Genomic DNA, 24,155 nt, shown 5'->3' on the forward strand with positions numbered 1-24,155 from the left:
CCCATGGCGACGTCGCTGCTGCACCAGACGCTGTACCGCTGGGGGAGGACCGGCCGGTTCGGCGAGATGGCGGACGTGGGCCTCTGGCCGGTGGCGAGCTCCCTGGACCCCTCGTCCGCGGACGAGCTGGCCCGCCGGCACGAGGAGGTCGAGCCGTGGCTCCGCGCCGGCGACGTCGGCAGGCCCGAGTCCAGCTTCTTCTACGGCGTGCACGACGGTGAGGCGGTGCTGATCAGGCGCAGCCAGCCCGGCGCCGCCCGCACCGCCTCAGCGCACCTGCTGTTCGGCGCCGCGGGCGTGCTCACTCCCCGGCTGGCGCTCGAGCTGCGCGACTGGACGTGGGCGCCCGGCGAGCTGCCCGGCCGCGCCCCGATGGTCAACCCGAACTCCCTGATGGCGCACCGGTCGAGCCTCGGCGGGCAGGCGCGGGCGGACCGGCTGCGGCGGCCCCTCGCCGTCCTGCTGTCGCACGTGCTGGCCGGACCGGCCCCGATCGAGGTCCCCGCGACCGGCGACGCGCCGGCGCTGCTGTGGGCGATCGACGACATCTGCACCGTGATCGGCTCGGGCCTGCGGGACTGGCCGGCCTGGACGGTGCGGTTCGAGACCCTCGCCGAGCGGCCCTGGCCCGCCGATCCGCCGGACGGCCTGTTCCTGCGGTTCCGGCGGGACGCGGTCGATCGGGGCCCGGTGGCGCGCACCCACACGGCGGCGATCGCCCTCGGACGGATGTACACGCAGGGCGGCACCGACGCGCTGCGCAGGCTGCGCGGCGCCGCGGGCCTGACGGAGCTGGACACCATGGCCGCGCGGGTCGCCCGGATCCTGGAAGCGGCCGGGCCGATCGCGACCGCGTCGGTGAAGGCGCGCGGCGCGCAGCCGGCGCCGTCCCTCGATCCTCCCCCGGCCGCCCGCCCCGGCCCGCCCTTCCAGCCGCCCCAGCCCTTCCAGCCCGCACAGCCCGCACAGCCCGCACAGCCCTTCCAGCCCGCACAGCCGTCCGCCGATCCCGGAGCGTCCATGCCCTCCTCGACACCCTCATCGAGCGCGGAGCGTTCCGCACCCGGCACGGGCGAGCAGGTGTCCTGCCCTATCTGCCTGGGCAGGCTCGACTGGGGCGGACTTCCCCTCTACACCTTCGACCACGGCCTCGCCCAGTACGTCGAGCTCGTCCTGCCGCCGGACGTCAACGACGAGCAGCGCGCCCGCATGATGCGGACGGCCTCCGTGCGCTGCCCCAATCCCGGCAACACGACCGGCACGCACTACCTCCCCGCGTCCTACGGCCAGTACGGGCCGCCGGCCGTCTACGGCTTCATCGGCGGGACCACGTCCGGGAAGACCCATCTGGCGGCGGCGATGGTCGCGGAGATCGAGCGCGGCGAGCTCGGCGCCTACGGGATCACCGCGCAGCCGGTGGACCTCGACCGGCACCAGACGTTCCTGCGCGACATCGTCCACCCGCTGTTCAGCGACTCCACGTGGCTCGCGCCCACCCGCGAGGGCGAGGTCGCGTTCGCGGACGCCTTCGTGATGTCCGGCGGCGGCACCTCGCGCGCGGTGGCGCTGTTCGACGTGGCGGGCGGCGAGCTGAGCAACGTCGGCGACGCCAAGCGGTTCCTCGACATCGCCGACGGGCTGGTCTTCGTGGCCGATCCGAAGCGGTTCGCGCCCGGCAGCCTGGGCGACCCGGCGTTCAACACGGTGCTCAGCCTGCTGCGCGGCTCGCAACGGCTCGCCCGGGTGAGCGCCGCGGTCGTGCTCAACAAGGCCGACCTGTTCAAGTTCGACGATCCGATCGCGCACTGGCTGAGCCGTGACTCGGCCGACCTGGACCCCGCCGACGTGCTGGACGAGAGCGCCGACGTGTTCGGCTACCTGTACCAGCGCGGCGCTGAGGCGTGGACGCGCCCCTACCAGGAATGCGAACGGGCCACCCTGCACGTCGTGTCGGCGACCGGGACCGACGCGATCGAACGCGGCGCCCGCCCGCTGCGGGTGCTGCGCCCCCTCGTCGCGCTGATGGCCATGACCGGACTGCTGACCTCCGCCGAAGCCCAGGACATAGGAATCTGAGATGACCGAGGCACCCATCGAACAGATCGAGTTCCGCTGGGATCACGAGTACGACCTCACCGGCGTCGCCTCGTCGTTCGACTCCCGCACGGAGTTCCGCCAGTGGAACAAGCGGCTGACTCGTTACGCGGGAATCTCGGGGCGCGGCCGGACGGCGGCGTCCGAGTCGCCGTCCAGCGCGGTCTACCTCACCTATCTGGACGGGACGGCGGCGCTCATCCTGCGCAGCGTCGACCCGCACGCGGTTCCGCTCGACGGCGGGGGGCACGGCCCGTCCCGCAGCGCGGGGGCCGACCGGCTGAACATGGTGGCGCGGGCCCTGATCGGGCCGGAGAGCGTGCTGACCGCCGATATCGCGATGCGCGTCGCCGCCACCGATCCGCGCAACATCTTCCGGCATCTCCCGGGGCAGGTGGGGCGCGGGGCGCCGCTCACGCCGCTGACCTTCTCCCACCTCAGCGGGGGTTCCTCCTGGGAGGACCTGCAACGGCGGGGGCAGGACGCCTCCGGCCTCGCCTCGCTCCTCGCCGCCGTCCTGGAGGACCCGGCCCGGTCGCTGACGGTGCTGCTGCCGGAGGAGGAGATCCGCAGCCCGCTGCGGCAGAGCCGCGCGCTCGCCCTGCTGTGGGCGACCCGCCGGACGCTGAAAGCGCTGCTCACCGACGCGGACGGGCGGGCCACCGACGGCTGGCGGGCCGCGTTCTCCACCTGCGAGGCCCCGCTCGGCGGCGGGGACGGCCGGACCGAGCTCGCGATCGCGTTCCGTGACCGGGCGCTGGACGGACCGCCGGTTCACGAGGGGCCCCACGTGGTCCGTCCCGATGACGGCGCCGGCCCGCAGGGCGACCTCTCCGCCGCCGCCGGCCTGCTCGCGGACGCCTACCGGGTGTTCGGCGACGACTGCTACCGGCTCGTCTGGCCGGTGGTCCGGGGCTGCGGGTCCCTGCGGGAGAAGATCGAGGCCGTCGCGTGCAGCAACGAGATCACCAAGGCCATCGATCCGCGGCCCGTTGCGAAGGTGCGTCGGCCGGCCCGGCACGGGCTGGAGTCCGCGGTGCGCCGGGTCCCGGTCCAGGAGGCGGCCGCGCCCAGCCCGACTCCGGTGGTTCCGGTTCCGCCTCCCGTTCCGGCTTCAACCGCGCAGGAGCCGCCCGTCCAGCAGCCGCCCGTGCAGGAGCCGCCCGTGCAGGAGCGGCCCCTGCAAGAGCCGCCTGTGCAGGAACCGCTCGTGCACGAGCCGGCCATGGAGGAGCCGAACGTCCAGCAGCGTCCCGAGCGCCGGCGCGGTGACCCGTACCTGGTCCGGCTCTACCAGATGCTCGGCGGGACGAAGGACCGGGCGGGCTCGCTCCGCATCATGGACTGGATCGCCGCGCGCACCGGGCGGGGAGGGACGCTGGACGCGGGCGGCTTCTCCGCCGTCCTCCAGATCATGAACGAGAACGGCTGGTTCGCCGACCGCGTGGACGGCCTCGCCGACGCCCCGCGGCGGATGGCCGACCTGATGCGGCCGCTCTTCGCCGTGGGACACGGCGAAGAGGAGCTCAAGGACCAGCTGCGCAGGAGGCACGCGGCCGGGGGACTGCCGCCGGTGATCGCCGACGCCCTCGGCGTGCTGGCGGGGCGCCTGGAGCCGGACCGCGCGGACTGGCTGGCCGAGCACTGCCTGGTGTACGCCCTTCCGCAGCTCCGGCCCGACCCGTTCGGCGGCGGCGCGCGGCATTCCGCGCCGGGCCGCGAGAGCGTCGCGCGAGCCCTGCTGCGGCTGCCCGGCCGGAAGCTGCCCGCCGATGTCGTCGGTGTGCTCGCCTGGCTGTCGCCGGTGCTGCTCGTGGTCGTCGTCCTCCTGCGCATGGTCTGATGCCCATGCGCACCTGGTTCCGGAGACACCGGCTGAAGCTGGCCGCGGCCGGCGCGATCGCGGCCGCCGGGGTCGCGACCGTGCCGACCGTGCTGGACGGCCCCGACCCGGGTGAGGCGGTCCGCGCCGACGCGCGACGGGTGCACTGCCTGTCCGACGAGCACCGGGCCGAGCTGGTCCGGGTGGCGATCCGGCTCGGCGAGGCCGCGCCCGGAAGCACGGACGTCCGGTTCCGGCCGGTGCGGGACAAGCGGGTGGCGGCGCCCACCACGCTCGACGAATGGAGCGACAGCTCCACCGACGCGTTCACCAGGGCGTGCGAGCCGTTGGTCGCCCTGACCGGCGCCAAGCCGCTCCAGGAACCGCCCGCGGGGCCGCCGCTCTTGCAGCGCATCGGGACCAGTCCGCTGTTCACCCTGCTCCTCGGCGCGCTCCTGGCCTTCTTCACCTCCCTGTGGACGGCCCGCACCGTCCGCCGGCAGACGCTCACCGACCAGCTCAACGCCGCCGCCACCGGATACCTCAAGGTGGCCGACGGCGTGCGCCAGGCACGCTCGCGCGGGACGACGCCCGACGGCGGCGCCCTGGAAGGGTGCCGCCTGCAGTTGTGGTCCGCCATTTTGAGCACGCCGCTTCCGGAAACCGAATCCCGCGATCTGTTGCGGATCCTCGATGACGCGCACCGGACGGTGAAAGAGCGAGATTTCGACGACGCGCGCACCACGGAGCAACTCGCGCGGCTTTACGGGGGCCTGGCACGGGTGATACGCGGCGAACTCGCCGCGCCGGCCGGAAACGCCGTGCCGGCCGGAAACGCCGTGCCGGCCGGAAACGCTGCGCTCGCCGGAAACGCCGAACCGGCCGTGATCGAAACAGGGGGCGGGCGGTGAAGAACCCGTTCAAGGAGAAGATGCCGTCAATGGGGCGCTGCAAGGGGATCGCCAAATGCCCCAACCTCAGCGTCTCGCCGTTCTTCTCCTTCGCCAACACGCCGGGGGTTCCGGCACTGGAGGACGCCAGGGGGAGCGTCCTGCTGATCGGCGGCGACCGCGGGAACGGGAAGACGGTCTACGGGCACCGCCTGCTGCACGAGTACCACGCGCAGGGGCTGACAACGGTGGACCTGCTCCATCTCGCGCATGTGACCACGGAGAGCCCGGTCCGGCGCCACCAGGTGCTCTGCGCGTTGCGGGAGGAGATCGACCGCTTCGGCCCGGAGGTGTCGCAGACGGACGACGGCGCTTGGGGGGAGCGGCTCTGCGCGATCCTGGAGCAGGCCCACGGCTCGCTCGCGGTGCGGTTGCCGAGCGTGGAGCAGAAGGCGGGCACCGGCTGCGAGGACATCGCCAGGGAGATCATCCAGTACGCCACCGCCGCCGACCTCAGCGGCAACGTGCTGATCTACGAGTACCTCACCGACCTGTGGCCGAGTGAATGGAGGCGACTGGTCGAGGAGATCGAGAAGAACCACGACGTCACGGTGCGGGAATGCGAACTGAGCGAGCTGACCGGCGATGACGTCTGGACGTATGTGCAGGGAGTGATGGCCAGGTTCCCGCACAGCGAGATCACTCTCGCGCCCGAGGTCCCCGATTCCCTGCGCAAGGCCCTCGACGTGCTCGCGGTGCGCAGACAGCCGTCGATCCAGCTGAAGGACATGCACGGTCTGATGCGGACCGCCTTCGACGGCGCCATCGCCCAGGACTGCAAAGAGGTGTCCACGTTCCACGTGCTCTCGGCGGCGTTCAGCCTGCGGGGAGCGGCGGCATGAACGCGCAGAAGCAGGCGATCGACGTGAACCCGTTCCCGCGCAGGCCGGCCGACCTCGGCGTCCATCGGGACGGGTGCGAGGGCCCGGAGCGGCAGGACGGTTACATCGCCTTCGCCGGGCGGCCGGATCCCCCGGACGTCGGGGACGGCGGCGTCGTGCTCATCGCCGGCCGGCCGCATCTCGGCAAGTCGGTGCTGGCCCACCGCTGCCTGCACCGCTACGCGGACGCGGGCCGCCTCCTGGTGGACCTGGCGGGCCGCCCGTCCGACGGGCTCGCCGGACCCGCGGACTGCCTGGCCCGGATGCGCGACACCTATCCGCTGCCGGACGGGCTCCGGACGGCGCTGCACGAGGTGCGGACCGCCGAACCGGTGGAGGCGCACCACGAGCTCGGGCGCGCGCTGGGCGGGCGGCGCCTGGTGGTCCGGCTGCCGCGGCCGGACCCGAACCTCAGCCCGGCCGCCATCGCCGACCAGGCGGAGGGCTACGCGCGGGCCGCGCACGCCGCGAACTCCAGCGTCTACCTCTTCGAGTTCCCGTACTGGGTGGACGCCGACTGGGCCGACGTCAGCGACCGCCTGGCGCGCAGCCCGCACCGGGATCTCCTCACCCCGGTCTGCCTGAACCCGTTCAGCGACCTGGAGCTGACCGAGTTCCTGCGGGTCCGGATGGGCGGCGACGCCGCGCTCGACACGCTGTTCGACCTCGACCTGGAGTTGCTGCTGCGGGCGCTCGGCCGGCAGCGCGCGAGCCTCAGCCCGAACAACCTGACCTGGTTCAACGTGCTCTGCCACCAGGCGTTCGAGGCCGCCATCGAGTCCGGCGCGGCCCGGGTCGCCGTCCATCACTACCTCGCCGCGGCAGTCAGGATCGGTGCGCCGTGAACGCAGCCCGAACGCAGTTCCAGCCCGGGTCCGGTGCGCCTCACCGCAATCCGTTCCCGGACGTGCCGGAGGTCCGCCTCGACGGAACCGGCGCGGACGTGGCGGTGGAGACCGACGCGGTCCGCGCCGTCCGGCTGCTCGCGATGGACTTCCTCACCGCCCGCGCGGACGTCGGCGGCGACCCGGGGCGCTCCGGGCGGGTCGCGGCGATCCTCGGGGAGCTCGGCGCGGGCAAGAGCCATCTGGCGTGGACGCTGATGGACGAGATCGTCCGCATCGCCGGCACCCGGCCCGTCGTCCTCGTCGCGTCGGGGCAGGCGGAGGACACCGTCCTGTCCATCTACCAGCGGCTGCTCGCCCCGCCCGGCTCCGGCGCCGGCGGCCGGATCCGGCCGGTCGACACCGCCGCCGGGGTGCTGCTCTTCGGCACCGTCGAGAAGATGGTCGAGGACCTGTGCGCGGGCCTGCGCCGCGCCCCGGGGGCCGAGCCGGAGGCGCCGCCGCCGGTCGCGTCCGACGAGCTGCCGGTCGACGTCGTGTTCCGGCTGCACCGGGAGCTCATGGAGATCGCCGACGGCGACGAGGACCTGGCGCGGGTCCTGCGGCTGGTGTGGCACAAGGCGGCGGGCCCCGCGGCCTGGCGGTGGCTCTGCGGTGCCAGGGAACTCCCGGTGGAGGACGAGCGGCTGCTCGCCGACCGCGGCGTGCAGGCCCCGCCGGTCCGGGACGGGACGCGGGCGCTGAAGGCGCTGCGCGCGCTGGCGAGGCTGTGCGCCTGGACGGGCGGCCGGATGGTGCTCGTCCTGGACGAGCTGCACCGGATCGATCCGCAGGGTCCCGCCAGGGTGTCCGAGACCCTCATGGACCTGATCGGCTGGGCGGGGGAGACCGGGGCGCTGCTGGCGGTGTGCGGGCTGATCGACTTCTGGGAGGCGCTGCCGCAGGCCGTCCACCAGCGGGTGACCACGCGGATCGTCCCGGCGGGGCTGACCGTCGCGCAGATCCGCGACTACATCCGGGCCGCGCTGCGCACCGACGATGAGGGCGACGACGGACCGTACCCGTTCGGCCGCGGCAGCGTGGAGGAGCTGTGGAAGATCACCGACGGGCATCCGCGGCGGACCATCACGCTCTGCCACCACGCCTACGAGCGGGCGGCGGGCACGGGGAGCATCGGCCCGCGGCAGATCCGGGAGGCGAGCCGTTCGCTGTGCGCGCCCGACACCCCCGACCACGTGCGGGGCAAGCTGTCGGCCCGGTGCATCGAGCTCGGCTACCACGTCGAGCGGGTCCGGCGGCAGGAGAGGTCGCGCTGGCAACCGGACCTGCGGGTCACCTCCCGGCGCGGGGACTCCGAATGCGCCCTGGTGGTCAGCGGCGCCGTGCTGGAGGACGCGGAGCTCGCCGAGCTGCGCACCCGGGCGTCGGCGTTGATGGGGAACCGCCGGGCGCATCCGCGCAGCGTCGTGCTGGTGATGGCGGGGCCGCTCGCCGCCGCGTTCAACGACGACGTCGAGGACGTGTTCACGCGCGTCCTGCAGTGGGACAGCGACACCTTCTACGAGGACCTCGCCGCGACGCTGCGCTCCCACGTCCCGGTCGACGACCAGACCGGGCTGTACGAGCTGGTCGCGGAGGTGCGCCGCGAGCTCGGCGAGCTCCGGGCGCTCGGCACGGCCGCCGCCTCCGCGGTGCCGGACACCGGGGTCGCGTGGACCGATCCCGACCGGCGCCGTCGCTTCGAGCAGGCGGACAGGCTCTGCCGGCACGCGCTGGAGGTCATCACGGCCGCGGACGGCAAGGCCCGGGAGTTCTGGCGTGCGCGGTTCCACTTCGAGGCCAGGGGCGTCGCCATCCCGCGCCTCGCCGCCCCCGGCGACCGGCATGTGGCGCTCGGGGACGTCGTCAGCTACGAGGTGCTGAGGGCTCGCGGCGCGCTCGCGTTCCTCGCGGACGTCGTGGCGGAGTTCTCCGGCCGAGTCCGCGAGCTGCTCGCCGACGAGCGCAAGTCGATGCCGCGCGTCCGGGACGAGCTGAGGTTCCTGCAGGGCAAGCTCGACCACACGCTCGGCGACGTGATCAAGATGTTCCCCGACGAGGACGAGCGGGGCACCGTCGGGCACCTGCTGGGCGTCGACCGCCCGAAGCTCAACCAGTACCTCAGCGGGCTCGGCGAGACCGTCTACAGCGTCGTCGTCGCGCCCGGGCCGGAGGACGGCGCATGAGTTACCGGACGGTCGTCGCGGTGGACCTGCACGGGTACGGGTCGAAGCCGCAGAACGTGCACGCGGTGCTGCAGAAGAACCTGGTCGAGTGCGTGCGGGAGGCGGCCGGCAACGCCCGCCTGGACCCGGGGCGGTGGCGGGACCAGCGCAGCGGCGACGGAAAGCTGATGGTGCTGCCGCACGACGTCTCCGCCGAGGTGCTCGTGGGCCGGTTCGTCCGGGAGCTGAACGCCGGGCTCCGCGACCGGAACCGGGTGGCGAGCCCGCAGGCGCGGACCCGGATGCGGCTCGCGCTCCACCACGGGCCCGCCGCCGAGGCGGCGCACGGGTACAGCGGCTCCGCGCCCGTGGTGGCCGCCGGCCTGTGCGGCGCGGAAGCGCTGCGGACGGCGCTGGACAGGGCGGGCTGCGACCTCGGCGTGATCGTCTCGAAGTTCGTCTACCGCGGGTCGATCGAGTCGGGCATGACGTCCCTGGACCCGGAGGACCTGCGTGCGGTGCGGGTCCCGGACCTCCGGGACGACGACGAGGCCTGGATCTGGTTCCCCGGCGGCCCGAACCCGAACGACCTGGACTTCCCCGACGGCATGCCCGACGGACCGGACGGCGGCGGACCGGGCGGCCCGCCGCCGTCCGGCCCGCCGGGGCAGGACCCGCCGGCGCCCGAGCCGCGGCGGGACCCGCCGGCGACCGGGCCCACCCATGTGACGACGATCAACGCGCCGGGCGGCGTCGTGATCGGCCGTGACCAGAACACCATCACCTACGGCTTCGGAGGCCGGTCGTGAGCGAGCGGGATGGAGCGGACGCGCCCCGGGCGGCGGAGCGGCCGCCCGAGCGGGACCGCGACCTCGGCAAGGACAGGGACGGGCCGGCGGACGAGGCGGCCGGGGACGAGCGCGCCCGGAAGGCCGAGGCCGAAGAGGGCCCGGAGCCGTCCCGGACGGACGTCCTCAGCGAGCAGGGGCGGCGCGGCACGATCCAGGACCGCATCGGCACCGAGCGGGACGCGCTGTCGGGCTACGTCCGGGCGGAGCGGTACGTCGGCCGCGACCAGAACATCTACCACTTCGCCGGGCCGGGCGGGGGGCAGCGGGGCCGGGTGGTGCCGCTGCCGCGCCAGGACGTGGAGGCGGTCCAGCGAGCCTTCGTCGCCCCGGAGGACTTCGACGAGCTGTGCCACCGCGCGCGGGACCGCCGGATCGTGATCCTTCAGGCCGACCCGGACACCGGCCGGTTCACCGCGGCGCTCCGCCTGCTGTGCGCTCTCGCCGAAGACGGCTCCACCGGCGGCTCGTCCGGCGGTTCCGGTCACAGCTCGTCCGGGGGCTCGTCCGGGGGCTCGTCCGGGGGCTCCGCCGGCGGCTCCGAGCGGCGGCTGTTCGCGGTCGATCCCGGGATCGGGCTGGACGAGCTGACCCGCGACGACATCAGCGAGGGGGCCGGGTACGTCCTGCGGGAACCGGCCCGCCCGGACACGCTCACGGCGTTCGGTCTGGACAAGGTCACCCGCCTGCTGGAGGACGCGGGCGCCCGGCTGGTGATCACGGTGGACGCGGCGCGCCCGCTGACCGGCTCCCGGGCGGCCGAACTGGTGCTCCGGCTCGGCGGGGTCCGCGACCGCCGGGAGATCGTGCACGGCCTGATGGCGCTGGAGCTCGGGGCGGCACGCGCCGACGTCCTCCTCGCCGAGCCCGGCGTGCCGGAGCTTCTCGAGGCGCAGTTCGCCCTGGCCGGGCCGCCCCGCCATGCCCGCACGGTCGCGGTGGAGCTGCTCAACGCCTACCGCCAGTCGCTTCCGCTCGCCCGGACCGCCGAGCAGGCGCTCCGGCTCCGTGACGACGAGCAGCGCGCCGAATGGTTCGCGGGGCTGGAGACCCTGTCCCTGCAGTGCATGGCGGTCTCGGCCGCGGTGCTGAGCGGCGAGCCCTACGAGACGGCCGCCCTCGCCGCCATGAGGCTGAAGGACGACCTGGAGACCGGCGACCCGCACGCCGACTCGCTGCGCCGCCTCGACGCCCCGCTGAAGCCGACCAAGCGCAACTGGCTGAGCAGGCTCGGCGCCCGGACCGTCACGTCGACCGTCCAGCTCAGGTACGGGGTGACCGCGCCCACCGAGGTGATCCGCTACCTGGACCCGTACGCGCAGGGCAAGGTGCTCGGGTACTTCTGGGGCGAGTTCGACGAGCAGCGCCCCGCGCTGCTGGACTGGCTGCGCTGGTGCGCCCGGCATCCGCTGGAGAGCGTCCGGACCCGGACCGCCGTCGCCACCGGTTTCCTCGCGGCCCGCGGGTTCGACCTCGTCCGCGCCTTCGTGATCGAGCCGATGGCGCACGACGGCGACCACCGGTACCGGACGGTCGCGGCGGCCGCGCTGCACGCCACCGTGCGGCAGCGGCCCGCGCTGCGCGAACCCGTCCGCGAGCTGCTGCGCGGCTGGGGCGGAGCCGGTGAGCCGGTGCAACTGCGCGCGACCGCGGCCCGCGCGTGGCGGGTGGAGCACGACTCGGGCGGCGTCTCCGCCGCGCTCGACCGGCTGGAGGAGCACGCCTCCGACGAGGCCATCACGGTCACGGCGGCGGTGTGCGAGTCCGTCACCGAACTGTGGGAGACCGAGTGGGCGGGCGCGGAGATCCCGAGGCGGCTGCTGAGCTGGATCTCCGGACGCGACGAGATCCGCTCCGTCACCGGGCGGCTCGCGTTCCTGCTGGCGGCCGCCCAGCTCGTCCGGCGGCTGCCGGGCGACGACTTCGACTGGCCCGGCCTCCTGCACGTCGCCGCCATGGACGCCGATCGGATGCCCGGCATCGCCGCGCTCTGGCGCGAGGTTCTCAACGACCCCGACATCCAGGAGAACGCCCAGGACGTCCTGCGCGAATGGGCGTGCACGGCCGACGAGGTACCGGTGGTCCGGCGCTCGCTGGCGCGGCTCGCGCGTGCCGTCGCCGCCGACGACACCACGGCCAGGCGCCTGCGATACGCGGCCCGCGGTTGGGCCGAGGACGACCAGGCAGGCAAGAGCTCCGCCGACGTACTGACCGCCCTGAACGGAAGGTGATCCAGGTGGCCGAGAACGACGAGGACCCGCGGCGCGACGACGAGCCCGCAGGTGCGCCGCCCGGCGACGACCCGCTCCCCGCGGCCGAGCCGCCCGAGGCCGCCGGGCCCGGCGGCGTCCCGGGGTCGCCGCTGCCGGAGTCCTACCCCGGACGGTTCGCCTCGGTGGAGTCGGGCCCGTCCGAGCCGGTCATCGTCAGCAGGATGGCCGCCCGGGACGCGCCGCAGGGCGCCGCGCCGCCCGACCGCGCCCTCGTCTACTCCGACCGTGAGGGGCGGGTCGTGCGGCTTCCCGCGTCGCCGCCGCGCGGCTTGCGCGCGCTCGGGGGGCCGCACTACGAGTGGCGGTTCGAGGTCGACACGACCCTGCGCCGCGACACGTTCGTGGACTCGGTCCCGAGCCGGACCGACCTCGCACGGTTCGAGCTGACCGTGGAGGCGGAGTGGTCGGTGACCGACCCGGTCGCGGTGGTGAAGCGGGGGCTGTCGGACGCGGCCCGCGCGGTCCGGTCCCGGTTGCTGGACGTGGCGCGCGCCGTGTGCCACGAGCACCCGGTGGAGCTGATCGCCGAGGTGGAGACCGCGCTCTCCGAGCGGCTGCGCGGCGAGTGCCGCGGGGAGGACGGCGGCGTCACCGTGCACCGCTGCTACGTGCGGGCCGTCCCCGACGAGCGGACCCGCCGCATCCAGGAGCAGTTGCACGAGGCGGGCGTCAAGCGGCGGATCACCGAGGAGGAGGTGACCGCGCTGCGCGCCTCCGTCCAGACCAGCTCCGACCTCTTCCTGCGCTACCTGGCGCAGGATCCGAGTCGTGTCGGCACCCTGATCGTCGACATGCGCCGGCGTGAGGAGATCAAGGAGAACCGGGTCATCGAGCTGTACAACACGGCCGTCGAGCAGAAGATCATTCAGCCGGCGGACGTCAACGAGATGCTGCAGCGCCTGGACCCCATCTCCGGGCTGCTCCGGCCGGAACCGAGGTCGGGCCTCTTCGAGCCCGCGACCGCCGGGGTGCCGGCCCCCGCGCCGCAGGCGGCGCTCCCCGGCGAGCTCGTCCGCGACGCGGAGGACGAGGAGGACGAGGACGCCATGCCGGAGGAGTTCCGCGACCGCGCCGAGAACGGCGTGGACGGCTGGAAGCCGATGCCATGGGACTCCTGAGCCGCCGCCGCACGCCGCCGGCCGCCCCGGCCGACCTCGCGGAGATGGACTTCCCGCGCCCGCTCGGCGCGGGCGCCCGGCAGTCCCGCGCGCCGTGGCGGCTGCCGGACGAGCCCGCCATCTCCGGGATCGCCGCCGACGCGGTCAGCGTCGGGCCGCTGACCGTCCGCGCCGCCTCGCTCGTCGGGCCGGGCCACCGCTGCGCCGAGCCCGCCCAGCACCGGCAGGACGCCTACCGGCTCGGCCGCGACCCGGACCGCCGGCACCTGCTGGTCGCGGTCGCCGACGGGATGTCCGACAGCAGCCGCTCCCATCTCGGGGCGAACGTCGCCGTCACCGCGCTGATCGGCCGGCTCCGCGCCGACCTCGCGGGCGGCGCGCCGCTGGACGGGCCGTCCCTGTTCCTGGACGCCGCCCGGCAGATGTCGGGGATGGCCGCGCAGCAGCGGGTCACCGAGAACGACGTGCGGGCGGCGGCGCTCGCCGCGGTCGTCCCGGTGGAGCCGGCCCCGGACGGCAGCCGGCTGGTGTGGCTCGCCTGGGTCGCGGACGTGGGCGCCTGGCTCCGCTCGGACGCTGGCTGGACGCGTCTCGTCGGCGCCGACAAGGAGGGCCTCGACCTGGACGTCCTGACCGAGTTCCTGCCCTTCCATCCCGACCGGGCGCGGACGGCTTGGGTCACCGTGCAGCGGGGCGCGGTGCTGGCGTTCGCCACCGACGGGGTCGGGGACGTGCTCGCGGGCGGCGCCGCGCCCTGGTTCGCCGAACGCTGGGCCGGGCCACCGCACGTCGCCTCGTTCGTCGCCGACGTCGGCTTCGACGCGCGGGGGCAGCTGGACGACCGCACCGCCGTCGTGGTCTGGTGCGACCGGTGAGGGCCTGGTCGGACCGGCCGTTCGGGCCGGTCACGCAACTGGCGGACGTCGCCGAGGCCCGGGTCCGGATCGCCGGGGAGAACGGGCAGTCCACGGAGGTCTACGAGAGCGCGGCCCACCCCGGCTGGCTCGTCAAACGGTACAAGCCGGGCTTCCCCGATGAGCCGCCCGAGGTGCTGGACCGGCTGATCGGCCTGCCCGCCGGGATGCGCCGGGACGACCTCGCCATCGTGGACTCGGCGACATGCTGGCCGGTCAGCCGGGTCGTGTCGGACGGAGCGACGGCCGGGGTCGTGCTGGCGAAGGCGCCGCCGGAGTTCCAGGTCGAGGTGCGGACGCCGTTCGGACCTCCCGAGTCGGTTCCGCTCAACCTGGACCAGCTCGTCCAGACGGACGGTGAGTTCTACGAGGCGCGCGGCCTGGCCGTCCCGGACGAGCGGGAACGCCTCCGCGTCGCGCGGAACATGCTGTGCGTCGGTGCCCTTCTGGAGCGACATGGCGTCGTCTACGGGGACTGGTCGTACGCCAACATGTTCTGGACGCGGGAAACGGGCCGTGTCTTCCTCATCGACATGGACGGCTGCGGTCTGTCGTCCCGGCCCTGGGTGGAGTGCAACTCGTGGAACGACCCGGCGGTCTCGCCGGGCGAGCGCCTCACCGCTTACACCGACCGTTACAAGCTTGCGGTGGCCGTGCTGCGCACGCTGACCGGCGTCCGCGGCGAGGATCCGCACCCCGCCTTCGGCGCGCTGTCGGCGCGGCTGCGCGCCGGCCCGTTCGCCGACGCGCTGAGATGCGCGATCGACGACCCGCCGGAGCTGCGGCCCGCCACTTGGGCACTGCTGGAACTCCTGGAAACCGAGATGGACCGGCCGCCGGCACGGACCGCAGCACGGTTGGCGTCGAGCACGGCGCAGGGCTCCGCCACGGGTGCGGGAACGCCTGGCCCGCCACCCGCACGGACCGAAGCGCCACACGCACGGACGGAGCCGCCACCCCCTCGGCCCACCACGCCGCCCATCGAGCAGGACCCCTTCGAAAGAAAGGATCAGCGCGCCCCGGCCTGGCCCGGCATCGACGGGTACGTCGTCCCGCTGATCATCATGTGCCTGGCCGCGCTGGTCCTCCTCCTGCTGACCGGCGTCGCCTCGGCGCTGCTGTCCTGACGAGGCCGTCCTGACCGGTCCGTCCTGACGGGGCCGTCCTGACGAGCCGCCGCCACCATGGAAGGAGAAGCACGGCATGACCGAATCAGCGGAACGGGCGCCCGGCCTCGGCAAGGGCATGCCCACCTACATCGCGCTGGACGTCTCCAAGTCGATGCAGAAGCACGAGAAGCTGCTGAACGAGACCCTCGCCAAGATCATCAAGGAGCTGTACCTGAACCCTCGCGTCTCCGAGTTCGTCCACCTGTCGATCATCACGTTCTCCTCCGAGCCGGCCGTCGTGGTGAAGATGACGGAGCTGACGAGGATGCGGCAGATGCCGGTGCTGCGCTGCCAGGGCGGCACCAACTTCGGGCCGCTGTTCGAGATGCTCCGCGACCGGATCGACATCGACGTCCCGCTGCTCCAGGACAAGGGGTACAGCGTCCTGCGCCCGGTCGTCTTCCTGCTGACCGACGGCGCGCCGACCGACCGTCCGACGACCGGGTGGCAGGAAGCGCACCGCGCGCTCGTCGACGAGCAGTGGCGGCGGCACCCGCGGATCATCTCCTTCGGCTTCGGCGAGGCCGTCGAGGCCGTCCTGCGCGGCATGTCGACCGTCCAGACCTACATGGCGGACCCCGCGCTGGGCGACAGCACCAGTGCCCTCCCCGAGGCCATGAACGGGATGCTGAGCAGCATGGTCGCCTCGGTCCAGGCGCGCGAGCTGCGGCTGCCGAACGAGGTGGCGGGATATCGCGTCCTGTCCGAGGACTATGTGGAGCGATGACCTCCCGCCGGCGCGAGCCGGGCCGGCGGTCGGACTCATGATGTGACGACCTGCGGCTGCCGGGCCGTCTCCGGTGCGGACGGACGGGAGAGGCGGCGGCCGAGGCGCTGCGCGGGGGCCTCGATCCAGCGCTGCGACGCCCAGCTGGCCCCGACCAGCACCAGCAGGAAGAGGGCGAGGCCCACCACGTCCTCGCGTCCGGACGTGCCGAGGAACTGCGCCGCGACCATCAGCAGCAGCGGGTGCAGCAGATAGAGCGAGAAGCTGATGGTCCCGAGGCCGGTCGCCCACGCGGGGAACCGCCGGTGGCGCAGCCGCCACGCGACCGTGAACGTCGCGGCCGCCGCCACGACCGCACCGCACCAGACGAGCTGGGCGCTCGGGCCGTAGGGGGCGGCGTGCCACATCCCGGCGGCGAGCGCGCCCGCGAGGACGACGCCGCCGGCGGCCGCGCAGGCACGCCAGGTGATCTGGCCGCGCTCAGCGCGGTAGACGGCGGTGCCCGCGAACATGGTCGCGAGCATGATGAGGCTCTCCCACGCGCTGATCCGGCCGTTCGCCGAGACCAGCACGAGGGCGAGGAGCCCGCCGAGGAGCCCGCCCGCGGTGCGGGTCACGGGGCGCCGGGACACCGCCGCCGCGATCGCCACCACCAGGGCCGCGGCGGTCATCGCGACGACCGGGCCCGTCCCCGCCGTCCGCGACAGCAGGGCCGCCGGCGCGTGGGCGCCGGTCAGCAGCCCGCCCGCCGTCAGCGTGACCGCGACCAGCGCGACGACCGTGAGGACGACGGCGGCCGGCGCCGACCGGCGGTGCCCGCCCACCACGAACAGCGCGACGATCAGCAGGTAGAAGGCCATCTCGTAGGACAGCGTCCACAGCACGTTCATCACGTTGGGGACGTTCAGGAGGTCCTGCAGCATCGTCATGTGCGCCAGGACGGCGGTCGCGGGCGAGTACCGCTCCAGCCCGGCGCGCAGCCCGAGCACACCGAGCAGGAACGGCAGCACGGCGAGCAGGCACGTCACCGCCAGCAGCGGGTAGATGCGGAAGAAGCGGCCGATCCAGAACCCGCGCACGCTGCCCCGGCGCTCCAGCGACGCGGGGACGATGTATCCGCTCACGAGGAAGAAGACGAGCACCCCGAACAGGCCGGGATCGAACCAGTCGGTCATCCACCCCCGGAGCCGGGGGAGGTAGACGTAGCTCGCGTGGTGCAGCGCCACCGCCAGGGCCGCCCCGCCCCGCAGCGCGTCAAGCCACCCAAGCCTGGACGTAGCGGAGGAAACACCCAAAGCGGCAACCATTCCGACAGACTAGTTGCTCGCACATCAACTGCACCGGAAAACCTCAACCCTTACCTGCTGCGGCACGATGGGCGTATGACGACACTTCCGCTCAGCCCGGACGAACTGCTGACCACGACCCGCACCGTGCGCAAGCGCCTCGACCTCGACCGTCCCGTGCCGATCGAACTCGTCCGCGAATGCCTGGAGATCGCCCTCCAGGCGCCGAGCGGCAGCAACCGGCAGGGCTGGGAGTGGATCGTCGTCACCGACCCGGAGCGGCGCGCGGCGATCGGCGAGCACTACCGGCGCGCGTTCGCCGCGTACGCCGGGTCGAAGGTGTCGGCCGCCGCCCTCTACCAGGACGACCCGGACCGCGCCGAGGTGCAGCGCCGCGTCGGCGACAGCGCCGCCCACCTGGCCGAACGGATGGGCGACGTTCCCGTCCTGGTGATCCCGTGCCTGCGGGTGGAGGGCGGCGAGCTCCCGGGCGGCAACCAGGCCGGCCTCTGGGGTTCGCTGATGCCGGCCGCCTGGAACTACGCGCTCGCCGCGCGGGCCCGCGGGCTCGGCACCGCCTGGACGTCCCTGCACCTGGTGTACGAGCGGGAGGTCGCAGAGCTGCTCGGCCTGCCCGAGGACGTCCGGCAGGGCGCGCTGCTCCCGACCGCCTACTACACGGGGGACACGTTCCGTCCCGCCGCGCGGGTCCCGCTGGACGAGGTGCTGCACATCGACACCTGGTGACCTGGGCGGCGGCGGTGGCCCCACCCCGGCCGATGCCGTGATCTCCGGAGGCCGTACCCTCTCTGGATGCCGCGCGACACCTGGGGTGCGGTGCTCGCGCGCTTCCTTATTGGCGGACCGCCAATAGCCTATTGCCACTGTGTCAATAAGTGTTCTAGTGTGCGGTGTGCCCTCGCCCCGAGCACCGGCGGCCCCGCGTGATCCACGTCTTCGCGCCAGACGCATGCGGGGCCGTCCGGCCCGAACCGAGAAGGAGGTGATCCACCGGTGTCCGCGATCCAGATGCCGCGCCGCGTCCACAGCCTGCTGGGCGAGGTCGGGGAGCTGTTCGTCATCGCGCTGGAGGCCGTCCGCCGGACATGGGACGTCCGCACCTGGGCGTGGGAGTTCGCCGAGCAGGCGTGGTTCCTCGCCCGGGTGACGAGCATCCCGGTGATCCTCGTGTCGCTGCCGCTCGGCGCGACCGTCGCGCTCCAGGTCGGGCAGCTCGCCGCCCAGCTCGGCGCGCAGTCCGCGACCGGCGGCGCGGTCGTGGTCGGCCTGGTGCGCGAGGTGGCGCCGATCGCCGCGGCGCTGATCATCGCGGGCGCGGGCGGGGCGGCGATGACCGCCGACATGGGCGCCCGCCGCATCCGGGACGAGCTGTCGGCGATGGAGGCGATGGCGGTCAACCCCGTCCACCGGCTCGTCACGCCCCGGCTGTGGGCGGCGAGCCTCGTCTCGACGCTGCTCGCCTCCCTCGTCATCGTCGCGGGGGCGGCCGGCGGGTTCGTGTTCAACGTGCTGCTGCAGGACGTCACGCCGGGCGCCTACTTCGACGGCGCGCCGTGTCGCTGCTCCAGACGTCCGACCTGGTGGTGACCCTGCTGAAGTCCTGGCTGTTCGGCGTGGTCGCGGCCGTGGTCGCCTGCTACATGGGAATGAGCTGCGCGGCGAGCCCGGCGGGGTCGGACGCGCGGTCAACCGCGCGATCGTCGTCGCGTTCATGCTGGTGTTCGCCCTCAACTACGTGATCACGACGGTGTACTTCGTCGCGTTCCCGCCGAGGATCTGATGGCGAGCCTGCAGGTGATGGAGCGGATCGCGCCGCGCGCCGCCCGGGCCGGGTCGGAGGCGCTGCGGCGTTCCGGGGACCTCGCCCAGTGGCCCGTGTTCGTCTACCGGATCCTGCTGTACTCGGTGCGCGACCTGATCCTGCGCCGCAAGTACGCCAAGACCGTCGCCCGGCACGTGTCGGACGTGGTGGTGGGCGTCGGCGCCAGCGTCGTCGGCGGCGGCATGATCTTCGTGATCTTCACGATGGCGTTCTTCGTCGGCACCGAGGTGGGCCTGCAGGGCTACACCGGTCTCCAGTCGATCGGCGCGCAGTCGTTCATGGGGCTGGTCGGCTCGTTCGCGAACGTCCGGGAGATCACCCCGGTGATCGCCGCGGTGGCGCTCGCCGCGCAGTGCGGGTCGGCGTTCACCGCCGAACTGGGCGCGATGCGCATCTCCGAGGAGATCGACGCCCTGGAGGTCATGGGCATCGGGTCGTTCGCCTACCTGGTGTGCACCCGGGTCGTCGCGGCGCTGATCGCGCTCGTCCCGCTCTACCTGATCGCGCTGTTCGCCAGCTTCTTCGCGACGCGGCTGATCAGCACCGGCTTCTTCGACCTGGCGCCCGGCGTCTACGACCGACGTGACCCTGCACGCCACGTTCGACGACGTGCAGAGCCTCGTCACCGGGCACAGCGTCCAGGTCGCCGACATCCGAGTCGGCACCGTCACCGGCATCCGGCTGGACGGCTACCGCGCCCGCGTCACCATGTCGCTGCGCAAGCGCGTCCCCACCGGGACCACCGCGACGATCGCCAAGTCGTCGCTGCTCGGCGAGAACTACGTGCGGCTCGACCTGCCCGCCGGGGCCCGCCTGGACGGCGGCCCGTACCTGGCGTCCGGCGCCACGATCGGGCGCACGTCCGTCCAGCCCGACCTCGAGCAGATCAGCGAGAAGGTCGGCCCGCTGCTCGCCGCCCTCGGCGGCCAGGACATCGCCACCATCAGCGCCGAGTCCGCGACCGCGGTCGGCGGCAAGGGGCCCCAGCTCAACACGCTCATCGCCCGCGCCGCCGCCGTCGGCGACCAGTACGCCGCCGCGAGCACCGACCTCGGCCGCGCCCTCGACTCCCTCGGGCGGCTCGGGCGCTCGCTGAGCAAGGGGTCCAGGGAACTCGACCGGCTGCCCGGCAACGTCGAACTCGCCACCCGGCGGCTCCAGGACGACCGCGACAACCTGAAGCGGACCATCCAGGCGCTGCTCAAACTCGCCACCTCCGTCAACGCCAAGGTGCAGAAGCGCCACGCCGCGCGGCTCGCCGCCCTGCTCAAGCGCGCGGACGAGCTGCTCGCCGCCGCGCTGCGCGGGCGCGACGAGCTGAAGACCCTCGCCGGGACGGTGCTGAACTTCCTCAACGGGCCCTCGGTGTCGTCCAGCGGGCAGTCCCTCCTCTTCCTGTGGATCAAGGGGTTCCTGCCGTATCCCGGCGCCGCCGCCACGGCGACGTCGTCCAAGTCTGCGTCGTCCAAGACGGCGTCGTCCAAGACGGCGTCGTCCAAGTCGGCGTCCAAACGGAAGAACCTCGAAGGACTGCTGGGGCCGCGTCCATGAGATATCCCCGCGTCGCCGTCAACCTCGTCTTCTTCGCCGTGCTCGGCGTCGCCCTCGCGGTGTGGGCGGTCCGCAGCGTGATCCACATCGAGGCGCTCGAACGGCCCTTCACCGTCACCGCCGACTTCGCGTCCTCACCCGGGCTGCACGGTGACCTGGAGGTCACCCACCGGGGCGTCCGCGTCGGCGAGGTCGGGGCAGTCCGGCTGCGCGGCGACCACGTCGCCGTCAGCCTCAACCTCGACCGGGACGCGCGGATCCCCGCCGACGTGGGGGCGCGCGTCCTGCGCAAGTCCGCGATCGGCGAGCCGTACATCGAGCTGACCCCGGCCGCGGCCCCATCGGAGGGGGCCGGGGCGGGTGGGTCGGCGACGCTTCGGGGCGGCGACCACATCCCGCTCACCCGCACCGCCGGGACGACCGACTACAGGCAGCTGTTCGACGGCCTCAGCCGCACCCTGGACGCCGTGGACCCGCGCGACACCCGGACCCTCGTCCACGAACTGGCCACCGGCCTGGGCGGGCGCGGCGACGACCTGCACGACATGATCTCCGACACGCACCGGCTGACCGGCACGCTCGCCGCCGACGCCGGGACGCTGGACGCGCTGTCCCGCGAACTCACCCGCCTCACCGCGACGCTCACCGCCCACCGCGGCGAGATCGCGTCCGGCATCGACGACCTCGCGCTGCTCACCGCGTCCCTGCGGCAGTAGACCCGCGACCTTGACACCGTCCTCGCCTCCGGCCCCGGCGCCATGAAGAACCTGTCCGGGCTCCTCCAGGACGCCCGTCCGGGGCTCGACTGCCTGCTCGCCGCCGCATCGACGCCCACCACACCGCTGATGACGCCCGCCAACCAGAAGAAGATCGAGCACGTGCTGCGGCTCGTCCCGACGCTGCAGGCCCTCGTCGCGGACATCACCGCGACCGAACCGAGCGGCAAGTACCTGCGCGTCACGCCCGTCATCACCCTTACGGGCCCGGCCAAGGCGCCGACCGAGTACACGAGCCCGGTGCCGAAGCCCACGGCCCCGAACCTCACCTTCTGCCGGGCGAGCGGTCCCGCGGACAAGCAGGCCGCGAAGGCCGCCGCGAAGGTCAAACCGACGCCCGGCAGGGCCGCGGGTGCCGGAGACTCGCCCGCCGACACCTCGCCGGACGGCGACCTGCGGCCAGTGAACGCCGGCGGGGAACGCCCGGACTCCCGCTGGCTGCCCCTGCTGCCCCCGGTGCTCGGCGGCCTCATCGTTGCCGTCGCCGTCCTCAACACCCTCCGCGTCGCCCTGCGCCGCCGTTCCCGATAGTCCTTGGAGGACCCCGTGAGCAAGACTGACATCCACACGAAGGACGTCCCCAAGACCGAGGACCCGGCGGGCGACGACACGGAGGCGGCGGAGTCGAAGTCGAAGGCCGAGGAGCCAAAGGCCGGGGGCGAGTTGAAGGCCGAGCCGAAGGGCGAGTCGAAGGCCGAGCAGGCAAGAGCCGTGGAGTGCAAGGCCGAGAGCGAGCCGCAGGCCGAGGGGTCGAAGGCTGAGAGCAAGCCGGAGGCCGAATGGGCGAAGGGCGAGGCCGGGCCGCGGATGTGGCGGGGCGTTCCGGTGAAGACCTGGCTGGTCGGGCGACGGTCGCGGTGGCGCTCGTCGGGTCGTCCGTCACGGCGGGACTCCAGTGGCACGAGGCCGACCAGGCGGCCCAGCGGGACGCGGAGCGGGAGCAGATCAGGGCCAGCGCCGCCGAATTCGGGCGGGCGCTGCTCAGCTACGACCACACCAAGTTGCAGGACGCGCGGAACCACGTCCTCGCGCTGGCGTCCGACGACTTCGCCAAGACCTACGACGAGGCGTTCACCGGCGGGCTCGAAGGCGTCATCACCAAGTTGAAGGCGGACGCGACGGCGACCGTCCGGACCGTCTACCTGGGGGAGATCGAGTCGGGGACGGCGAAGGCCGTCGTCGTCATGGACTCCGAGGTGCACAGCACGGCGGGCACCCGCAGCGTCCGCGGCTCCTACCTCGACATGCGGCTCGTCCGGCGCGGCGGCGACTGGAAGGTCACCGACGTCACCTCGATCGGCGCGGCGAACGAGAGCATGACCGACCCCGACGGCAAGCAGCAGAACCTGGAGCAGAACGTCCCGGCCCCGGAGAAGACCCCCTGATCCAAGGGATGGAGCAGGGCCGGCGGAGCCTGCAGCAACGCCGACCCTGATCGTGGACGGGTCAGCTCAGGCCGTCATCGAGGCAGCCGCAGTGCCGTCTGACCCGCTTTCACGCTGCGCGGGCGGGTCCCCGGAAGACCTGCCGGGAATGCCACCCAATGTGCTCGGTCTCGACCGGCTCCAGACCTCGCTGCGGCTCCCGCGCGGGCCGTCCCGCCAGGTCGAGGACGAGACTCCTGGACGTCGCGGCGCGTCCGATGTACTTGCGCGACACGGTGATCGCCCGATCGTCGGTCAGGCCGACGACACCGCGATCGAAGAGCCGATGGTGGAGCGCGCACAGGCAGATTCCGTTGCCGAGCCGATCGGGACCGCCGTACGTCCGCCACCGCACGTGCGCCGCGTCGAGCCCGACCGCGGTGCCGCTCAGCCAGCCGTCATAGCCGCAGAAGGCGCAGCAGTACTCGTACGCCTCCAGCACCTCCAGCCGGAAGGCGGGATCGCGGGAGCCGCGCATCCCCGGAGGCAGTTCCGCGTCCTCCAGATCCAGGCCGACCATCTGACAGATGTCGGCATGCATGGACGGCGCGAAATCGGCGTCCAGCAGTGCTCGCACGAGCCGGGGCAGCAGAGCCGAATCCTCGTCGAGCGCGGCGGCGAAGGCCGGATGCAACCGCCCGGCGGCCCCGTGACTCCGCAGCGCGCCCAAGGCGGGGCCTGGACTGCCCCCGCCGTCGGCTGTCCGGACCTCCCACAGCAGATCGTCGTTCGTCAGGTGGTGGAAGGGGTAACCCGCACTGGTCTCCCGCGGCGGTCCGAACTCCCTCAGCAACTCCTTCAAATCGTTCTCGGCGGCCGAGAACTCGATCGCGCGCGGCCCCTCGCTCCGGAATCGTCCAAGCGCGTACAACAACAGCAGCGGCTTGTGCGGAGCGCGCTCCCCGTTCCGCGAGTATCTGCGAACGCTCAGCACCCGCTCGACCCAGTCCACGCGCGCAACCCTAGTCCGGTGAGCGGCCGAGGAGTGCTCCAAGTGATGTCGGCAGCGTCCTGCGGGGATATCTCGGCGGCTCCGCCCATGAGCGACCCGCCTCGGTGCGTGGTGGCGGTTGTTGCGTCCCCTTATGTTGTGCGTGGCTGAGGCATTCTTTTCATTGGTTTTGTGTGGTTGCTGTGGGTGGGTGGCTCAGGTGGCCTTCCGAAGGCGGGTGCGTTTGTTTCTGTGTGTTGCCGGTTGCTGTCACGTTGGTTGCGGTGGTGGTTTGGGGGGGTGTTTTGCTGCGGGGTGGGCGCGGGGTGCTGCCGGTGCCGCGCTGCGCGCGGAAAAGCAGTCGGCGAGGACGAGTGGTGGGTGGGGGTTGTCGGTGATGGCGCGCGCGAAGCGCGCGCTGGGGCGCTGGGGTGCTGGGGCGCGAGAACCCTGCGCCCCGGCTTCCACCTGAACACCTCCCTCAACCCGGCGACCGCAA

At 73.3% G+C, this 24,155-nt stretch carries 20 protein-coding genes and 3 pseudogenes; 20 read left to right on the forward strand and 3 right to left on the reverse strand.

The features are described 5' to 3' along the window. Positions 1–3 precede the first annotated feature (3 nt). The 12 genes from SM418_RS19205 (at position 4) to SM418_RS19260 (ending at position 15,845) form a co-directional block, all read left to right on the forward strand. Positions 4–2,076: a hypothetical protein gene (locus SM418_RS19205; protein ID WP_371942290.1), complete on the forward strand. Its 2,073-nt coding sequence runs from the start codon at positions 4–6 to the stop codon at positions 2,074–2,076. 1 nt (position 2,077) lies between these two features. Then, entirely contained in the window at positions 2,078–3,937 is a 1,860-nt protein-coding gene (locus tag SM418_RS19210) for a hypothetical protein (protein WP_371942289.1), read from the forward strand. A 5-nt stretch (positions 3,938–3,942) separates the two neighbouring features. Continuing rightward, on the forward strand, positions 3,943–4,827 hold the full coding sequence (locus SM418_RS19215) for a hypothetical protein (RefSeq protein WP_371966080.1): 885 nt from the start codon (positions 3,943–3,945) through the stop codon (positions 4,825–4,827). Then, positions 4,824–5,708 carry a hypothetical protein gene (locus SM418_RS19220; RefSeq protein WP_371942287.1) on the forward strand — a complete coding sequence of 295 codons (885 nt, stop codon included), beginning with the start codon at positions 4,824–4,826 and terminating at the stop codon, positions 5,706–5,708. Before SM418_RS19215 ends, SM418_RS19220 begins: the two co-directional genes overlap by 4 nt. Continuing rightward, positions 5,705–6,592 (forward strand): hypothetical protein, encoded by an 888-nt coding sequence (locus SM418_RS19225; RefSeq protein WP_371942286.1) that lies wholly within the window; start codon positions 5,705–5,707, stop codon positions 6,590–6,592. The genes SM418_RS19220 and SM418_RS19225 overlap by 4 nt, the downstream gene beginning before the upstream one ends. After that, positions 6,589–8,817: a hypothetical protein gene (locus tag SM418_RS19230; protein ID WP_371942285.1), complete on the forward strand. Its 2,229-nt coding sequence runs from the start codon at positions 6,589–6,591 to the stop codon at positions 8,815–8,817. The genes SM418_RS19225 and SM418_RS19230 overlap by 4 nt, the downstream gene beginning before the upstream one ends. Next, positions 8,814–9,605 carry a hypothetical protein gene (locus SM418_RS19235; protein WP_371942284.1) on the forward strand — a complete coding sequence of 264 codons (792 nt, stop codon included), beginning with the start codon at positions 8,814–8,816 and terminating at the stop codon, positions 9,603–9,605. The genes SM418_RS19230 and SM418_RS19235 overlap by 4 nt, the downstream gene beginning before the upstream one ends. Beyond that, entirely contained in the window at positions 9,602–11,875 is a 2,274-nt protein-coding gene (locus tag SM418_RS19240; RefSeq protein WP_371942283.1) for a hypothetical protein, read from the forward strand. Before SM418_RS19235 ends, SM418_RS19240 begins: the two co-directional genes overlap by 4 nt. A gap of 5 nt (positions 11,876–11,880) precedes the next feature. Beyond that, the gene (locus tag SM418_RS19245) at positions 11,881–13,035 is read left to right on the forward strand and encodes a hypothetical protein (RefSeq protein ID WP_371942282.1); all 1,155 of its coding nucleotides are present in this window, start codon (positions 11,881–11,883) and stop codon (positions 13,033–13,035) included. Next, positions 13,023–13,910: a protein phosphatase 2C domain-containing protein gene (locus SM418_RS19250; RefSeq protein ID WP_371942281.1), complete on the forward strand. Its 888-nt coding sequence runs from the start codon at positions 13,023–13,025 to the stop codon at positions 13,908–13,910. The genes SM418_RS19245 and SM418_RS19250 overlap by 13 nt, the downstream gene beginning before the upstream one ends. After that, complete coding sequence (locus SM418_RS19255) at positions 13,907–15,076, forward strand: hypothetical protein (RefSeq protein ID WP_371942280.1); 1,170 nt, start codon at positions 13,907–13,909, stop codon at positions 15,074–15,076. Before SM418_RS19250 ends, SM418_RS19255 begins: the two co-directional genes overlap by 4 nt. Positions 15,077–15,152: 76 nt before the next feature. Continuing rightward, a complete protein-coding gene (locus SM418_RS19260) occupies positions 15,153–15,845 on the forward strand; it encodes a vWA domain-containing protein (RefSeq protein WP_371942279.1) in 693 nt (230 codons plus the stop codon). A gap of 35 nt (positions 15,846–15,880) precedes the next feature. Here SM418_RS19260 and SM418_RS19265 read toward each other — a convergent pair whose 3' ends face one another. Next, entirely contained in the window at positions 15,881–17,152 is a 1,272-nt protein-coding gene (locus SM418_RS19265) for an acyltransferase family protein (RefSeq protein ID WP_371942278.1), read from the reverse strand. Positions 17,153–17,227: 75 nt separating this feature from the next. Here SM418_RS19265 and SM418_RS19270 point away from each other — a divergent pair, with 75 nt between their 5' ends. The 3 genes and pseudogenes from SM418_RS19270 (at position 17,228) to SM418_RS19280 (ending at position 18,932) form a co-directional block, all read left to right on the forward strand. Then, a complete protein-coding gene (locus SM418_RS19270; RefSeq protein ID WP_371942277.1) occupies positions 17,228–17,878 on the forward strand; it encodes a nitroreductase family protein in 651 nt (216 codons plus the stop codon). Positions 17,879–18,145: 267 nt separating this feature from the next. After that, the gene (locus tag SM418_RS19275) at positions 18,146–18,739 is read left to right on the forward strand and encodes an MlaE family ABC transporter permease (RefSeq protein ID WP_371942276.1); all 594 of its coding nucleotides are present in this window, start codon (positions 18,146–18,148) and stop codon (positions 18,737–18,739) included. A 26-nt stretch (positions 18,740–18,765) separates the two neighbouring features. Next, a pseudogene (locus tag SM418_RS19280) lies at positions 18,766–18,932 on the forward strand (ABC transporter permease). Between the two features lie 103 nt (positions 18,933–19,035). On the opposite strand, the gene SM418_RS19285 reads toward SM418_RS19280, so the two are convergent. Further along, positions 19,036–19,197 carry a hypothetical protein gene (locus SM418_RS19285; RefSeq protein ID WP_371966081.1) on the reverse strand — a complete coding sequence of 54 codons (162 nt, stop codon included), beginning with the start codon at positions 19,195–19,197 and terminating at the stop codon, positions 19,036–19,038. Between SM418_RS19285 and SM418_RS19290 the strand changes: the two are divergent. From SM418_RS19290 to SM418_RS19310, 5 genes and pseudogenes are all read left to right on the forward strand, one after another. Then, positions 19,178–19,495: pseudogene (locus SM418_RS19290) on the forward strand (ABC transporter permease); the annotation flags it as partial. The gene SM418_RS19285 and the pseudogene SM418_RS19290 overlap by 20 nt on opposite strands. Positions 19,496–19,556: 61 nt before the next feature. Further along, a complete protein-coding gene (locus SM418_RS19295) occupies positions 19,557–20,525 on the forward strand; it encodes an MCE family protein (protein ID WP_371942275.1) in 969 nt (322 codons plus the stop codon). A 35-nt stretch (positions 20,526–20,560) separates the two neighbouring features. Beyond that, positions 20,561–21,241, forward strand: a pseudogene (locus tag SM418_RS19300) (MCE family protein); the annotation flags it as partial. A gap of 42 nt (positions 21,242–21,283) precedes the next feature. Then, on the forward strand, positions 21,284–21,832 hold the full coding sequence (locus tag SM418_RS19305; protein WP_371942274.1) for a hypothetical protein: 549 nt from the start codon (positions 21,284–21,286) through the stop codon (positions 21,830–21,832). A gap of 248 nt (positions 21,833–22,080) precedes the next feature. Beyond that, positions 22,081–22,686 (forward strand): hypothetical protein, encoded by a 606-nt coding sequence (locus SM418_RS19310; RefSeq protein ID WP_371942273.1) that lies wholly within the window; start codon positions 22,081–22,083, stop codon positions 22,684–22,686. 109 nt (positions 22,687–22,795) lie between these two features. On the opposite strand, the gene SM418_RS19315 is transcribed toward SM418_RS19310, so the two are convergent. Continuing rightward, a complete protein-coding gene (locus SM418_RS19315; protein ID WP_371942272.1) occupies positions 22,796–23,677 on the reverse strand; it encodes a phosphorothioated DNA-binding restriction endonuclease in 882 nt (293 codons plus the stop codon). Positions 23,678–24,155 lie beyond the last annotated feature (478 nt).

This window comes from Actinomadura chokoriensis, assembly GCF_041463665.1.
Lineage (GTDB): Bacteria > Actinomycetota > Actinomycetes > Streptosporangiales > Streptosporangiaceae > Spirillospora > Spirillospora chokoriensis_A.